The sequence below is a fragment of the Arthrobacter sp. B0490 genome, from assembly GCF_002929355.1.
GTDB lineage: Bacteria > Actinomycetota > Actinomycetes > Actinomycetales > Micrococcaceae > Arthrobacter_D.
Genome location: NZ_PJIR01000013.1, coordinates 60,710 through 75,700, shown reverse-complemented (window position 1 = coordinate 75,700; position 14,991 = coordinate 60,710). Strand labels below are relative to the sequence as shown.

14 protein-coding genes and 1 riboswitch are annotated in these 14,991 nt (G+C 64.0%); of the genes, 6 read left to right on the top strand and 8 right to left on the bottom strand.

The window, feature by feature from the left end; translation table 11 throughout:
- The coding region (locus CXQ97_RS16005; protein WP_104181885.1) for a LysM peptidoglycan-binding domain-containing protein at window positions 1-734 on the bottom strand (734 nt) is incomplete at its 3' end.
- Between the two features lie 2 nt (window positions 735-736).
- Window positions 737-998: riboswitch (cyclic di-AMP (ydaO/yuaA leader) on the bottom strand.
- A gap of 384 nt (window positions 999-1,382) precedes the next feature.
- Between CXQ97_RS16005 and CXQ97_RS16000 the strand changes: the two genes are divergently transcribed.
- A complete protein-coding gene (locus CXQ97_RS16000; RefSeq protein WP_258062670.1) occupies window positions 1,383-1,757 on the top strand; it encodes a metal-sensitive transcriptional regulator in 375 nt (124 codons plus the stop codon).
- Between the two features lie 308 nt (window positions 1,758-2,065).
- Here CXQ97_RS16000 and CXQ97_RS15995 read toward each other — a convergent pair whose 3' ends face one another.
- A complete protein-coding gene (locus tag CXQ97_RS15995; protein WP_104181876.1) occupies window positions 2,066-2,674 on the bottom strand; it encodes a flavodoxin family protein in 609 nt (202 codons plus the stop codon).
- A 154-nt stretch (window positions 2,675-2,828) separates the two neighbouring features.
- Window positions 2,829-3,314, bottom strand: coding sequence for a hypothetical protein (locus tag CXQ97_RS15990; RefSeq protein WP_104181875.1), 486 nt, complete (start codon window positions 3,312-3,314; stop codon window positions 2,829-2,831).
- Window positions 3,315-3,370: 56 nt separating this feature from the next.
- On the opposite strand from CXQ97_RS15990, the gene CXQ97_RS15985 reads away from it, so the two are divergent.
- The 4 genes from CXQ97_RS15985 (at window position 3,371) to CXQ97_RS15970 (ending at window position 7,239) form a co-directional block, all read left to right on the top strand.
- Entirely contained in the window at window positions 3,371-4,147 is a 777-nt protein-coding gene (locus CXQ97_RS15985) for a hypothetical protein (RefSeq protein WP_104181874.1), read from the top strand.
- Between the two features lie 113 nt (window positions 4,148-4,260).
- A complete protein-coding gene (locus CXQ97_RS15980; RefSeq protein WP_258062667.1) occupies window positions 4,261-5,124 on the top strand; it encodes a PIG-L deacetylase family protein in 864 nt (287 codons plus the stop codon).
- A 378-nt stretch (window positions 5,125-5,502) separates the two neighbouring features.
- Entirely contained in the window at window positions 5,503-6,120 is a 618-nt protein-coding gene (locus CXQ97_RS15975) for a hypothetical protein (protein ID WP_104181872.1), read from the top strand.
- Window positions 6,121-6,531: 411 nt separating this feature from the next.
- Window positions 6,532-7,239: an SGNH/GDSL hydrolase family protein gene (locus CXQ97_RS15970; RefSeq protein ID WP_181035116.1), complete on the top strand. Its 708-nt coding sequence runs from the start codon at window positions 6,532-6,534 to the stop codon at window positions 7,237-7,239.
- A gap of 345 nt (window positions 7,240-7,584) precedes the next feature.
- Here CXQ97_RS15970 and CXQ97_RS15965 read toward each other — a convergent pair whose 3' ends face one another.
- Window positions 7,585-8,292 (bottom strand): SOS response-associated peptidase, encoded by a 708-nt coding sequence (locus CXQ97_RS15965; protein ID WP_104181870.1) that lies wholly within the window; start codon window positions 8,290-8,292, stop codon window positions 7,585-7,587.
- Window positions 8,293-8,703: 411 nt separating this feature from the next.
- Here CXQ97_RS15965 and CXQ97_RS15960 point away from each other — a divergent pair, with 411 nt between their 5' ends.
- Window positions 8,704-9,519, top strand: a complete 816-nt coding sequence (locus CXQ97_RS15960) for a hypothetical protein (RefSeq protein ID WP_146069686.1) — start codon at window positions 8,704-8,706, stop codon at window positions 9,517-9,519.
- Between the two features lie 147 nt (window positions 9,520-9,666).
- Here CXQ97_RS15960 and CXQ97_RS20675 read toward each other — a convergent pair whose 3' ends face one another.
- The 4 genes from CXQ97_RS20675 to CXQ97_RS15940 all read right to left on the bottom strand — a co-directional run bounded on the left by CXQ97_RS20675 (window position 9,667) and on the right by CXQ97_RS15940 (window position 14,969).
- A complete protein-coding gene (locus CXQ97_RS20675) occupies window positions 9,667-10,131 on the bottom strand; it encodes a Helicase associated domain protein (protein WP_368784513.1) in 465 nt (154 codons plus the stop codon).
- A 773-nt stretch (window positions 10,132-10,904) separates the two neighbouring features.
- Window positions 10,905-12,122: an acyl-CoA dehydrogenase family protein gene (locus CXQ97_RS15950; protein WP_104181867.1), complete on the bottom strand. Its 1,218-nt coding sequence runs from the start codon at window positions 12,120-12,122 to the stop codon at window positions 10,905-10,907.
- Between the two features lie 181 nt (window positions 12,123-12,303).
- Window positions 12,304-13,542, bottom strand: a complete 1,239-nt coding sequence (locus tag CXQ97_RS15945) for an acyl-CoA dehydrogenase family protein (RefSeq protein ID WP_104181866.1) — start codon at window positions 13,540-13,542, stop codon at window positions 12,304-12,306.
- Window positions 13,539-14,969: an LLM class flavin-dependent oxidoreductase gene (locus CXQ97_RS15940; RefSeq protein ID WP_104181865.1), complete on the bottom strand. Its 1,431-nt coding sequence runs from the start codon at window positions 14,967-14,969 to the stop codon at window positions 13,539-13,541. Before CXQ97_RS15940 ends, CXQ97_RS15945 begins: the two co-directional genes overlap by 4 nt.
- Between the last annotated feature and the right edge of the window lie 22 nt (window positions 14,970-14,991).

The window sequence follows — 14,991 nt, the reverse complement described above, 5'->3', positions numbered from 1 at the left end:
TGCGTGGGCCCGAGGTCGCCGACGTTCTTGCCGATGGAGCGCAGGGCCCGCTCGACGAGGACGGTGCAGTCCTGAATGGATCCGATCTGGCCGTACGCCGAGACGACGAGGGCCGCGCCGATACCGCTGGCGGGAACGCTCGGCGCATCAGGGGCCGGGGCTGCGGGGGCGATCGGGGAGATAGCGGCCGAGGTCAGGGAGTATGTCGGCTGAGCCGCTGGGGCTGGTGCAGGGGCTGCTGCGGGAGCGGGTGCCGCGACGGGGGCGACTGCGGGGGCTGCGTAGAATACCTGGCCGGCCGGTGCTGCGGCGGGGACCGTGGCGGGGCTGACAGCGGCGGCGGCGCCGCCGGAGAGGCTGATTTTCTGTCCGGGCTGAATGACCGAGCCGTAGGACAAGCCGTTCTGGGAGAGCAGCGTGTCGAGGTTCAGGCCATGCCGGAAAGCGATGGCGCCCATGGTGTCACCGGCGACGACGGTGTGAACTCCTGCAGCGGTAGCTGGAGCGGCGGGGGCCTGGGCGACCGTGCCCGTGGTGCTGGCAGTGTCCTGCGTGTAGGTGCCGGCCTGGGCGGGGGCGCCGACGGCGAACACGAGGCCTCCGGTGGCGGCGGCGATGATGGCGGGCTTGCCGAGCGCAACAGCGCCGGTCTTCGCGGAGTGCGACAGGCCCTCGAGGGCGATGGAGTGGGTGACTGCGGCGCGGTGGCGCGCCGGAATGGACGTACGTGTCATGGTGATTGCCTCTCCCATGCCTGCGGGGTGAGCTGTCGGGTTCGGATGGGAGTTCACCCGGCCGTCCTTCGTCCCTCGTACTGTCCCTGCCATGGCGACGCCGCTGCAGATCCTGGCACGTCGGTCGTTGGATCGACTTAACCCCGAGGGTCACCACACAAAGAGCGTGCGATGGCCCGGTGGAAACGTGGTTCCCCCGTCCCTGCCTACTGGGTTGTACGAACGGCTCCCGGATGCAGCGGCAGGGCTCGGCATTCTGCGCGGGAAAGCATCCTCGGCGGGTGCCGTGAACACTCGCCGACAATACCCCGGGGTGGTATCGGTGTCACATTCAGAGAACGAGTGACGGCGTGTCTGTTCAACACGCCGAGAAATAGGGGCTGATGGTTCGCAAGTGCAACCACGTCACACCCCGCGTTGATCGGGGCATACTGGTGCAGGAATGGGGCTGGGATACTAGAGGTGGCTGCGCGCAGGGCGTGGTTGGGGAACGCACCAACGATGACGACCGGCCATGGCCGGAAACGCATTGGTTGGTGATGAAAGGGAACGACCGTGAGCACCGGGTCCGGAACGCGCAGCGACACCACATCCGCCACCACAGCTGGCAGTACAGCTGGCAGTACAGCCGGCACTACATCCGCCGACATATCGGCTGACGGCGGGACGTCCACGACCACTTCGGCCAGGGTCAACACTCCCGCCACGGCGCAGTCCTCGGGGCATGGCTATACGGCTGACAAGGACGCCTACCTGCGGCGCTTGAGGCGTATCGAGGGTCAGGTCCGGGGGATCGTCCGCATGGTCGAGGACCACAAGTACTGCATCGACATCCTCACCCAGGTCGCCGCGGTCAACAGCGCCATGCACGCCGTGAGCCTGGGGCTGCTGGAGGATCACCTGCGGCACTGCGTCGTCGACGCGGCCCACGCAGCAGCAACCAGCGACTCCTCCGAGGGCGTCGACACCCTCGATCTGAAGATCAAGGAAGCGACACAGGCCATCGGCCGGCTCCTACGCTAACCGCACTCATGCCTCGCGGTCGCCCCGCACACCACTCCTCGTCGCCATGTTCTGAGTCCTCGCCGCCGTCGGTGGGATGAGGACGTGCACGAGGCTTCATCGCTGATGGTGATGCTCGGTGGCCTATATGTGATGCTGGCCACCGATGGGTGTATCGATCATCGTCACCACGCTCCCCCTGAATCATCTCGTCCGGCACCCCGGCAGGTCACACATTGTTAGGTTTCGTTATGTCCACGATGACGACTATCGCCCGCTGAGAACGTTTCCTCAGGAACCGGGTTGCGTTGCAAGAGCCGCCGCCTCACTTACCCGGCAGGATACGGGGCGGTTGCGAGGAGACGGGCGAGATGGACGGCGTTGCGGGCCGCGCTAGCGGTTGCGGCTGCGGTTTTCTCGGGAACGCTGTCCAAGTCCTGGTAATCCACTTTGTGCATCGCTTCCCCTACCCAATAGGTTCCACCTTGGGCCGGAACGGTGAACCCGACGTCGTTCAGGGCCTGCTGTGTGTCGGCAATGACTTTGTGGGCTCCGTCTTCGTTGCCCACCACGGCGATGACAGCAACCTTCCCGTACATGAGGGGCCGGCCCGCATCATCTGTCTCGGAAAGCTCGGCATCGAGCCGTTCGATGACTCGCTGGGCGACGCTGCAGGGATGACCCATCCAGATAGGGGTGGCGAGGACCAAAATGTCAGCCGCGAGTATCTGCTCACGGATCCTCGGCCAATCGTCCCCAGCACCCATGTCGGTCTGCACTCCCGGCATCACGTTGTAATCAACGACCCTCAAGGAGGCAGCGCTCACGCCATAGCTTCCTAGTTCATCGAGCAGGTGACGGGCGAGCAGTTCACTGCTCGACGGTGCCGGTGAGGGCGTAAGAGAACAGGTTAAGGCAAGAGCACTCAGATCAGCCATCTTTGGTCCTTCTCGATCATTGAGATTGACGCTTCCAACGACAGAAGCGCTAGAGGTTGCGAGGGCTCTTGGCATGAACCTTGAAGCAATGGATCACGAGGGTCCACACCCTTCCACTCGATCATCGGCAACGTCGACCGAAGTATCTGGCCCGTCACTCGGCAGGCAGCACTTCCTGGTCCTTGTTGAAAAGGTAGTCGTTGAGAATGCCGGTCGCTGCTGCCTGCACTGCTTTGTTTGTGAGGTCAACTGCCCATTCCTGGGCGGTCCAAGTGCCGGGCTTGTACAACCCGAGGACGGTGTTGAGGAGCACATCACCGGTGTACACGGCAGGAAACACGACCGCGAAAGCTTTGACTCCCCGAAGCCCAACATGGGTGGTGACCCCATACGCTGATCCCCACAAAGTGCCCAAAGCCATATGGGTTCCCCAGTTCAAACGCTCGCGTCCCTGCTGCGTCTGAGGATGAATGGGCAGGATTCGTTCGGCAAGATCGGCGGGCGCGTAGCTGGCCTCGCGCCCCGTGATCGGCATCTCGACGACCTGTTGAAATGCCGACATCACTGCTGTTCCGGCGATACCTGCCGCCATGCCACGCGGAATGGACCTGGTGAGTGAGGGAGTGCCGGTAGTTACCATGCAGCCGAGTATCGTCCTACCCTCCGCCCGATGCCACTGTCCAGGAGATCGTAATTTTGCTCGACTGTTCGCTCGGTCTTGATGCAGGCCTCTGCACCGACGGCGCCGGGCCCTCCGGTGGTTCGACCGGCGGCATCCTGGGCGGGAACGTGATCACTCCGGACGTCGCCCTTCCGGTGAATGTCGGCGGCAACCACGTCACGCTGCTCGGCGATCACAGCACAGATTGCAGTGCAGAGGCAGGAACTCCTGTCAATCCGACCACCCCGACCACCCCGGCCACACCCGTCGACCCCGAGGTCCCGGTGTCCGGTGACAACGGCGGAGCCGATGGCCCCGACCGAGGTACTGACGAGGGTCCGGCCGACGACGGCGCCGCCAGTGGCGCAGGCGACGGCGGCACGAACGAGGGCGGCACGAACGAGGGCGGCACGGCGGGAACTCTCGTCGGCACCGGCACCGGCACCGGCACCGGGACCGACACGGCACCCGGCACCATCGCCGTGGTGAGCACCGACGGGTCGGACCTATGCGCCGTGAACCCGGGCAGCATCGTGTTCCCCGATGGCCGTTACCCCTGCTACATCAACTTCGTCCAGACATACGGTGTTCACCCCACACCGGAGGAAGGTCTTTACGGGCCACCTCAGGTGGCGCAGTTACCGGTAGGGGGCGCCGATACCGGTGTTCCAGCTGTCGGTCGCAATGACACCTGGAACATCGGTACCGTTCCTGGTGAGGGCCTGCTCGGTATCGGAGTGCTTGCCGCGGGCGCCATGCTCGGGCTGCAAGCCCGACATCGTACCGCTGCTACGACAGGGTGCAACCCTTAGACTTGACGGTCGCCGACCGTATTCAGAACTGGCTGACGCCATTGAGAGCCTTTTGGCATCCTCTCGCCACGTCCGGTAAACCATCGGTCACCGGACGGTGCGGCAGAAGTGCGATGTTCTGGACCGTCGGAGCTAACCCCGCAGCCTTACCATTGACGGGTGATCGGATCATGACGGGGACGTCGCTCGGCCTGTGCTTCGCTCACCCCGACGACGAGTGCTACGCGGTGTTCGGGTCCGTCGCGCTGCACCGTGACGACCCGCGCCTGCGCGTCGTCGTGCTACACGCGACCGACGGCGCGGCCGGGGAGGTCGCGCCGGGTGTCGTCGTGGGTGCGGAGGGGCTCGGTGCAGTCAGGCGGGAAGAGGACGACCGCGCCTGGGATGCGGTAGGTCACCGCCCGGAACGGCATGACTGGCTGGGTCATCCGGACGGCAGTCTGCAGAACGTGCCATTCGAACTGCTCGTCGACCAGGTGAGCGCGTTCCTCGATGACGAACGGCCGGACGTCGTGGTCACCTTCGGGCCCGACGGCGTCACCGGCCATCCCGATCATGTCGCGATCGGGGCGGCGACAGATGCGGCGTTCCACCGGGTCCGGCAGGCCGGGGGGCCAGGGCTACATCGACTGCTACACGGAGCCATTCAGCAATCGTGGTTCGATCGGCACCAGGCCTTCCGTCTGGCTCAGGAGATCCCGCCATGGCAGCCCGATCGCCTCTATCACCTGCGCGCCGTGCCTGATAGCGAGATCGGGGTGCACGTCAGGATTGACTCGGTTGCAGACCGGGTCATCGGGGGGCTTCGAGCGCACCGGAGCCAGGGCCTGGTGCTCATGCCGACCGAGGTGGACGACGACACCTTCAGGCAAGGGCTCAGGCATGAGTGGCACACCATCGCCTGGCCGCTGCGGGAAGCGGGCGGTGCACCGCTGACAGACATTTTCGAGGGCATGCAGGGCGACGGAAGCGTCTGATAGCAGATGCCGAGCCGCTGATCGAAACAGCGACTCCGACCAGCGCGAACACGATCGGGATGATCGACGCAGCTGACAATGACGCGGGCGATGACGTCAATGCCCTGCTTCCAGTCACCTCGCCGAACGCCATGACGATGAATGTTGCCTTTGTTTTGAGGCCACCGCCGAGGTCGGCCCGTTCGCCCCCGGTTCCTGGTCATTGGTTCCCGTAGCGAAGCGTCGTTGACGGGGTCAGGGAGCGGGAATAGCATGCCCGTGTCGGCGTCCCTGACACCGCCGAGGAACCATCACCGGTCTCGTCGCCTAGCAGGCAATGAATTTCATTCAGCAGGCAGGACACCGGAGGCGTGATCCTGCAGTGCCAAGGGAGTCACCGTGAAAGACCTCAAGAAATTCCGTTATCTTCCCCTGCTGCTCGCTCTCACCTTCACCGCCGGGGTAGCCCCCGCCGGCGCCGATGCCGCCGAGGAACCACCCGACTCTTCACCTGAGGACACGGGCGGGCATTACGTGCCCGTTCCCGCAGACTATTACGACCCGATCGACATCGAAGCCTGCGGTGACACCGTCATCCTGACTGCGGGCGACGTTCAGGAGGTCGAGTGGAAAGTGAAGGTGCGACGAGACGGCAGCACCGTCATCAAGTACCGGGGGGACGCCACCGTCGACCTCACCCGCAAGTCCGACAAAGCAGTCGTCGATGAACTCGACATCTCGGGCCGGGCTGCCGAGCGCATCTCGGCGGACCAAAGAAACGTCTCCGTCTCACTCGGGGCGTCTTCCATCATCTGGCCCCTCAGCGACATCGAGGCCGACGCGCTGGTGGACGAAGGTTTTCCGGAGTTCTTCTACTTCGAAAAAGGCCGCCTGACGATCGACCTTGAATTCTCGGAGGATCCCGAAGTCCTGGAGCCCGTCTCCGTCGAAGTCGCCGAGAACACCACCCAATACGTCAGCGACGTCTGCGAGCTGCTGGACGAGGCGATGAAATAGCGGTCCTGAACAGGAACTCCAAGCGGTACTGACCCTGCGTTGCAAGTACCCTCTGCTGTAGCTCCCCCGTAGCGCTTTTACTGGTCATGCGTTCTCACGAACGCCGATCCTGGTGCGTATCCGACACGGACCCTTTTTGTGGGTCATATCCTCCGACGATGAAAGACCATCATGGGTTCCAGACAAATGATTCCTGGGCCGGAATCGTACTCCATTCCATCGTTGCCACCCCACCTCGGAGCGCGAGCCGTCATTCGGGCCTTCCCACGAGGTGCGACGACGAAACGCCATAAGGTCGCGGCGGCATCGCTTGTTCTGGCAGTAATTGGCCTTGCTTCCGGCTGCGCCGCGGCACCATTATCAGCACCACCGACTCCGTCTGCAGACGATTCCGCTGCACCGCTGACCGTAGTGGCCATCGGCGACTCCATTCCCTACAACTCACCGGACGACTGCCCAAACTGCACCGGATTCGTCGACAGCTACGCCCAGGCTCTGACCGACCAGAACGCCGAGACCTACACAGCGGTAAACCGGTCCAGACACGACGGTGCGCGGACGGCCGACATCCTCGAAGAAGTACAAAGCGGGTCACTCGATGAGGAGCTGTCCGACGCAGCGGTCATCATCGTGTCGGTCGGCTACAACGATCAGCCGCCCTACGACACCGGCTCCTGTGCCGACACGTCCTTAAACCTCGACACTGCTGCCGGAGCCGCCGACGCCCTGATAGCGACCACAGCCGATTGCATCGCAGACCGGACGGGAGCCGCGGGGGCCGATCTGGCAGGCGTCCTCAAGCATGCCCGGGACCTCGCTCCGGATGCGCGAATCGTTGTCCTCACTGCATTCAACGCATGGACTGGCTGGTCAGACTTCGAAGCCCTTGGAGCCCACACCGTAAGAGGAGCGTCGCAGACGGTCGCCACCAGTCTCGATGCGTGGCGAACGACGGCGTGCGAAGAAGCGGAACGCATTGAGGGCGAGTGCGTGGACCTCCTCACCGCCTTCAACGGACCCGACGGGCTCACCCCGTCCGGGGACCTGCTGGCCGCGGACTACACCCACCCCTCCCAAAAAGGCAATGATCTGATCCGTGACCTGCTCCTCGATCACTGAACCGACCAGCCACTGAAGCTAACCCTCTGGAGGTGCTGCGTACCAAAACGCAGGTGCGCAAACGGTCCTTTCTGCAAGCCGACCGCGATCGAGTACGTCTTCGTCGCTGGTAACGCAATTTCTGCCCTCGGGTTGTTTCAAAGCATCAAGGTGCCGCCGGACCCACTCTTCAAAGTAATGGAGCGGGGGCGACGCGTGGAAGTACACGCAATCACTCTCGCTGAAGCAAGCCGCCTGTTGGTTGGCGCCGCAAGGCACACCAAACAAACCCACATACGACCTCAACTACTAATCTCGATAACGCGATCAAAGTCTTTGAAGCAGTTGATGAACCGAACGTTTGGACTAACGCAGCGGAGCAGTAGGTTCGGGCCCATTGCTACGGACTGATCCGACCTCTCTGCCAACGATCCGCGGCACCAGGTTGGGTTCGGGAATGGTGTCCGTAAAGTGCCGCACCTGGTCCCGCTCCGTCATCGTCGGGTCCAGCCACTGATCCTGCAGGTCCGTGGGGATTATGACAGGCGTCCTGTCATGAATGTGCCCGAGCGTGTCGTGCGCGGCCCGGGTGAGGATCGTCGCGGTCTCCAACCACATGTCGTCGGCGTCCTCCGGCTTGGTGGGGTCGAGCCAGAACTCACACAGGCCGGCGAAGCCCAGCAGCTGCTCCTCGTCCTCGCCGTGGAGGTAGTGCGGGATCTTCGTCCCGTCTTCGTTCTTCTGCCACTCGTAGTACCCGTTCGCCGGTACCAGGGCGCTGCGCTTGGCGGCCGCGACGCGGAACGACGGTTTCTCTGTGACCGTCTCGCTGCGGGCGTCGATCATTCGGGCGCCGACCTTCGAGTCCTTGAACCAGACGGGGACGAGTCCCCAATGGGCTATCTCGAGGCGCCGCACCAGCTCGCCCTCGCGCAGCTGCTCGGATACGAACGGGATCCCCTGCATCGGGGCCGCGTTCCACGACGGCTTCAGCTCATCCTCAAAGGACTCTATGACGCTGAACGCATCCCTGATGGTGGCCTTGTTCCCAGCGATCACGAAGCGTCCACACATGGCCGTCATTCTGCCCCTGCTGACCCACAACAAGGGGTGCAGGGGTTAGTGCAGAGCAGAAGGGTGCGTGCGCCCTGCCAACATGGGCGCCCAGGCTCCGCTGCTTGGTCCGCACCCAACCGGACAGCAGGGATTACAGGGCCGCCCGCATGCCCCCGGTGCGTGGCACGTGGAATGATTGCCGCACTGGGGTAGGAACAGCAGGTCTCGACACATCGCCAAGGAGACACGATGGCACGAGACATTCCGCTGACCATCACAGGACTTGCAACTCTATGCGTCCTGACCGGTTGCACCTTCCCGCAAGAAGGTAACGAGTCTGGACCTCAACCATCCGCAACTGTTCCCGAAGCCCCACCTACCACCGGGGTACCTGAATCCCCCTCGGCTATTCCTGAGACCACGACTTCCATGCCGACTCCAACAGACGACATCACCAGCACGGGCACTCCAACCCCGAGCACAACCACATTCCCGTCCTCAAGCACATCCCCGCCAGCAGAATCATCACCGCTCTCCGAGGTCAAACGCCTCCGCCTGGGGCTCTACACGGATGAGTGGGCCCGAAATATCGGCAACACCCTTCGTGGTCATGCTGACAGCATCCGCGGAACTGGCGAACCGGTTCCGCTGGGACGGCTCCAACAAGCACTCGAATACTCGGTGGCAAACGTCAAACCCGAAGGCTTCGAGATCCCCTTCGAAACAACCGAGTCCGACAACTACACCATCAAGGTCTTCCATCCGGACGCCTACGCCTACAACACAGAAGCAACGGCATACACGATTCGCAGCGACCGCGCCCTTCCAACCAGCATCGCCACGACTCCCCCACCCGAGGAAGAGACAACACCCTTGGGGGAGATCGACTTCGAGACGACCAAAATGCTCTACCGGACAGCGTCAACTATCAACACCTATATGAGCGAGAACAACGGCGCGGTTCCCACCGACGAATACCTTCGGGACAAGGGTGACGTTTTGGAGGGCTGGGCGTGGTCCATCGATCAAAGCCCTACAGCACCGGACCAGAGAATCATCCGGGTGTGGAACCCCGGGGGTGAGGTATACAACTCCAAGGACAACGCTGCTTATTTCGACTCCTTCCCCAAGGAGGACTACCGGCCCCAATACAACTTCAACACCGGGTTCACCGTTCTACCCTCCGCTCCAGATCAGAATGCAGGACCGACCTCCACCCCGACGCCTATTCCCACCGAAGAGTAAAAGACGCCCCCCCCGGACACCAGGAACAAGCCCCACGCTGGCTCAGCCACATTTGTCGCCGACAACCACCGGCACGGGTGGCGCACCTCGAGCGTGCAATGCCCTTGTCGAGGCTCTCCATAAAGACAGGGAGCGGGAGTGTGAGAGCTAGAAATCAGCATGCCCGGGTGAAGGGCTCCGCTGCCAGGTAGTGGCGGGTGCATCCCAGCCAGGCAGCACTTCGGTCAGAGTCTCTTGTCGGTCGGGACGAAGCCGGCCCTTCCGCTGCCAGGTGCGCTGGCGGTGCAACCAAACCGCGAGAACCTTCTCGTCCGGGTAGCGTTGCGGGTCATAGAACGGGAACCTACCGACTTCCACCCGGACCTGCCGTACCTGCCGTACCTGCTCGAGGCGTAGCACCCACAACTCCTCCGAGTTACCGTTCCTCGTGCCCACCCACTCCCCCAGCCTGTCTAGGGCCTCAACCTTGTCCTGGGCGAGACGGCCCGCGTCGTGGCTTCGGCGCTGGTTCCCCAACCACCGGTACAACGCCCGGGCCTCCGTGCTGTCGTTTCGCGCCGGCAAACCACCCGTCCGCTCCACATAGGCAGCGATGGCGGCATACCTGCTCACGACTGCGTCGATGACGGCGCCGGGCAAGGCTCAGGACTGGTCATGGATCGGCCAGCATCGGTCGAACCATTCCGCAACCCTGCGAACCTGGTGGTCGATGGCCCGGTAAACGCGCCGAACGTCGACCCTGCACCACGCAGCGATCACCGCCGGCGGGACGCCTCAGGAGTACATCAGCAGCCCTTCCTGTCTTTTCTCGCACTCCCCCTGCGGGTATTCGTCCACTGGTCAGGACCAGGTCATCAAAACACACGACGCCCCGTGCCTGTTCGATCAGCCATCACCACTCTCCTGCCGCCCCGCATCCCCTAGCGGCGCCGGGCTGTGGGTGCCGGCACGGACATCGGGACATGCCGGGCATACTGTTCCCCTGTCGGTGCGGGCAGCATGTGGGGTTCATGGTGTTGAGAGTGATCAGAGTCCGCACCGCGGGTGCGGGCGGCTCACCCACAGGTGGACGGCTTTGAGCTCATTCCTCCGGGCTCCACCCGCCCACAGGTGGATGACCCGCGCGGGGCGGGTTGCAGAGCAATAGGCCAGAACAAGCACCATACCGATCAACCACGAGAAGTTCGTAGCGGGAGAACTACTGGTCTTTTTCCCGCGCAAGCGCGACCGCCGGAAAATTCACTCTCGTGTCCTCGATCCCTTGTTATACAAGCCGTGCCGGCGTACTACCGCTCGTCCCTCAGCTTCATTGCTCCCTCATACTGAAGAACTCGCGGTACCGCCAAGAACGGTCATATGCGCTGCTATCGGCGCGTAGAACGGTCTCAGCCTTCCACGGATGCCTCCCTGAGCGGTGCCTCCACGCCGGCTACGCCTATGGTCCAGATGAACGGAGGTGGTGTTGCGTTGACGGTCCAGTCGCCCACGATCTTGGCTTTATAGATGGATGGGTTGTGGGTGGCCGTAGTGCGCGCGTTACGCCAATGCCGGTCCAGTCCCTTGCTGGTGCTGGTGGAGGAGGCCCCAAGGACATCGAACAGCGCTCCTGCGGCTTCCGGTATGAGGCTACTGAGCGCGACCTGGGCTTGGGCGGTGGCCAATTCGGCCGCAATGTTGGCGGCTTCTTCGGCAGCTCCGCCGTGCAGGCGTGCTTGATAGACGTCCTCCAGGGCCTCGGCTACCCGCAGCGTGGTCGATTCCGCAGCATAGACTTTCGCGGAGATCTCGCCGACGACTTGCAGCACCTGGGGATCGTGGCGGACGAGTGAGGCACTGCCGTGACTGAAGACGCGGTCCCGTCCGCGCACCTGCTCTGCGACCTCCAGCTCGGCAGCCTTGCCGATACCGGTCAGGACGACCAGCAGGATGTGTTGGTACAGCGCTGTCTGGTAGGGGAACCGGCTGTCGAAGGCATAGACATTCTCTGGACTTACGGGTGTGTGGTCGAAGATCGTCGTGCCGCTGCCGGTGAGCCGCTGCCCGAAGCCGTCCCAGTCGTCCAGGGTCACAACGCCGGCGGCCTGCGTGGACACGACAACCGAGACGTCCGTGCCGTCTGGTCGCTGCGCGGTGACGTCGACCCAGTCCGCGAAGATCGTTCCCGTGGTGTAGAACTTGCGGCCGGTCAGGCTCAGCACCCCGTCGGCTTCTTCGAGCACGGTCGACGTTCCACCTTTTCCGGGTTCCGTCCAGGCGTTTCCGGCGATGTCGCCGGCAGCGAAGCGTGTGAGCCAGACGCTGCGATCCTGCTGGTGGTGGTAGTGGTAGAGGTTCTCCTCGACGAGGGCGATATGCCCTCGCAGGGCTTGGGTGATGTTGCTGTCCGCGGTTGTCAGTTCGATCAGGAGGCGGGTGAATTGCGGCCAGGTGAGCCCGTCGCCGCCGTACTCAGCCGGGACGCGGGCAGCACCGAACCCTGCATTCTTCAGCCACTCGATTTGTTCGAACGGCAGAACGCGGTCCTGTTCACGTTCCAGTGCGCCTGCCGCAATGCGCTCGAAGATGGGGCGGTACTTGGCGGCCACCGTTTCGTAGTCGGTCATGGTGCTCCTGTCGTGGGTTGCTTACCGCTGCGGTTGGCAGGTTCACTTACCAACCGCAGCCTGGAAAGGGTTCGCTAGCGGCCAGTTCCGCAGGTCGCTCGGTGGGGTCGTTCCTTCTCCGGATCGCTGCCCGAAACGACGCAGGGAGTGCTTCGGACTGGCGGTGGCTGTCGCGAAGGGCTCAGGTGTAGAGGGAGATGGGCTGGACGTCGCCGAGCAGGTAGTTGGCTCCTACTTCGACCTTCTTGTAGTCGACGGGGTCGTGCAGGGAGTGGGTGCGGATGTTGCGCCAGAACAGGTCGAGTCCGACCTTGTTGCTGGTGGAGCTTGCTCCGGTCACTTCGAAGATTCGGTGTGCGACGTCCAGACCTACTTCTGTGGAGACGACTTTGAGTTGGGCTATGAGGATGGCCAGGTCGGCTCTTTCCTCGGCGGTGATGGCCGCGCCCTGCGCGAGGGCGTCGTCGAACCTGCGGTTCAGCACCCCGGCGAGGGCCTCGACCGCAGCGGTGCGGGCGACCAGTTCGCCGACCGTGCGCTGGAAGATGGGGTCCTGTGCGTAGGTTTCGGCTGGGCTGAGGAACCAGGAGTTGGTGCGGGCCCGAAGGATTTCCCGGCCCTTGGCGAGGGCTCCTTGCGCGACTCCGAGGTAGAAGTTGCCGAAGGCGAGCTGGATGCCGGGGGTCACGAGGGTGGAGAAGGGCTCGTCGCCGACCTCGCCCAGAATGTCCGCGGGTCGGACGCTGACGTCGTCGTAGCGCACGGATCCACTGGCGGACAGCCGTTGGCCCATGAAGTCCCAGTCGCCCTGGAGTTCGAGGCCGGCGCGTTCCCGCTCGAGGACGAAGGCCAGGATCTTCCCGTCGCTGGTTCCACCTGTGACCAGGGCGTTGATGATGATGACGTCGCCCACGGAGGACCCGGTGGAGAAGCGTTTGAGGCCGTTGAGCCGGTAGCCGTCGCCGTCCGGGGTGAGTTCGAGGGTCGGGTCGACCGGGTTCACGGAGTCACCCCACACCCATTGCCCGTCGGCGGAGCGCCGCAGCCAGTCCGCCTGCGCAGCCGGTTCCCCGTAGAACACGATCGATCCTTGGTTGATGTAGTGGTAGGCCACCAGTTGGGCGATGGAACCGTCGGTGGTGGCGAGGATCCGGATCACGTGGAGGGCCGTCTCCCAGTGGGCGCCTGCACCACCGAGCTCCTGGGGCACCAGGAGGTTGATGAGGTCGTATCTGCGCAGCAGCTCCACTTCCTGGAAAGGGTCCTTGTTCGCACGGTCCCGTTCGAGCGCGTCGGCGGCGAGCTCGTCGGCGGCCTGCCGTGCGACCTGCTGCCAGTGGGCGAGTTCCTCGGCGTCGGCGTTGCCGTGCCAGGGCGAACGGGGGGTGGCGGTCGTGGTGACGTCGATGGTCAGGCTCATACTGTTTCCTCGATCAGGATCGGGCGTGCGGGAGTGTCGGCGGCGCTGGGTGCTCCGATATAGGCGTTGCGGTACTGCGCGGCGGGATGCCCGGGGTTCACGTAGCGGTTGCCGGCGCCGTTGATGTACTCACGCAGGGTTGAGCCCTCGTAGTCCTTCCAGACACGTCCGCGTTTCTGCAGTTCCGGGACGACCAGTTCCACGAAGTCCTCGAAGGATCCCGGAGTGATCACGTAGGCCAGGTTGATGCCGTCCAGTCCGGCGTCGTCGACCCAGCGTTCGATCTCGTCGGCGACGGTCTGCGGGCTGCCGACCAGGACGGGTCCGATACCTCCCACCCCGAGATAGTGGGCGATGTCCGCCGGAGTCCATTCGCGGGTGGGGTCGGCCTTCGTGAAGATCGACAGGGCGGAGCGGACGGCGTTGGTGTCCACGTACTTCAGGGGCTGATCCGGCGCGTACCCGGACAGGTCCAGCCCGGACCAGCCGCCGTAGAACGTGAACGCGCCCTCGGAGCTGCTGTAGGAGAGGTATTCCTTGTGGAGCTTCTCGGCGGCGGCGTCGGAGTCCGCGATGACGGCGGTCATCAGCGCGAAGATCTTCACCGAGTCCCGGGATCGGCCCCGCAGTTCGGCGCGGTCCCGGATGTCGTCGGTGACCTTCCGGGTCAGGTCCGGCCGGATCCCGTTGATGAACACCCCTTCGCCGTGCTTCGCGGCGAAATCCCGGCCCCTGGGGGACGCGCCGGCCTGGAAGATGACGGGGCTGCGCTGGGGGGACGGCTCGGAGAGGTGGATGCCCGGGACCTGGAAGTACTCCCCCGCATGGTGGATGGGGTGGACCTTGGTGGGGTCCGTGTAGATGCCCCGGACGCGGTCCTTGATGACCGCGTCGTCTTCCCAGGAGCCTTCCCAGAGCTTGTAGGTCACGTCCAGGAACTCATCGGCGAGGTCGTAGCGCTGGTCGTGGCCGAGGATCTCGGTCCGTCCCAGGTTACGGGCGGCACTGTCGAGGTAGGAGGTGACGACGTTCCAGCCGATCCGCCCCCGGGTGAGGTGGTCCAGGGTGGAGAACTTCCGGGCGAGGGAGTACGGCTGTTCATAGGTCAGCGCGGCGGTGACGGCGAACCCGAGGTTCTTGGTCACCGCGGCCATGGCCGGCACCTGGAAGAACGGGTCGTTGAGCGGCACCTGGTCGCCGTCCCGCAGGGCAGGCGCCGAGGAGTTCTTGTACACGTCGTAGATCCCGAGGACGTCGGCCAGGAACAGGGCGTCGAATTTCCCGCGTTCCAGGGTCTGGGCGAGATCCGTCCAGTATTCGAGGGTGTTGTACTGGTCGGCCCTGTTGGCGGGGTGCCGCCACAGACCGGGGCTCTGGTGGGTGGGGCAGGTCATGTCGAACGCGTTGAGACTGATGCGCTTGGTCATAGGGCTACCGTCCTTTCGGGGA

Coding starts and splice junctions, on each gene's coding strand:
- CXQ97_RS15995 (WP_104181876.1), bottom strand. CDS start 2,674: ATGGCTGATCTGAGTGCTCTTGCCTTAACCTGTTCTCTTACGCCCTCA.
- CXQ97_RS15990 (WP_104181875.1), bottom strand. CDS start 3,314: ATGGTAACTACCGGCACTCCCTCACTCACCAGGTCCATTCCGCGTGGC.
- CXQ97_RS15980 (WP_258062667.1), top strand. CDS start 4,261: ATGTTCTGGACCGTCGGAGCTAACCCCGCAGCCTTACCATTGACGGGT.
- CXQ97_RS15965 (WP_104181870.1), bottom strand. CDS start 8,292: ATGTGTGGACGCTTCGTGATCGCTGGGAACAAGGCCACCATCAGGGAT.
- CXQ97_RS15960 (WP_146069686.1), top strand. CDS start 8,704: ATGCCGACTCCAACAGACGACATCACCAGCACGGGCACTCCAACCCCG.
- CXQ97_RS15950 (WP_104181867.1), bottom strand. CDS start 12,122: ATGACCGACTACGAAACGGTGGCCGCCAAGTACCGCCCCATCTTCGAG.
- CXQ97_RS15945 (WP_104181866.1), bottom strand. CDS start 13,542: ATGAGCCTGACCATCGACGTCACCACGACCGCCACCCCCCGTTCGCCC.
- CXQ97_RS15940 (WP_104181865.1), bottom strand. CDS start 14,969: ATGACCAAGCGCATCAGTCTCAACGCGTTCGACATGACCTGCCCCACC.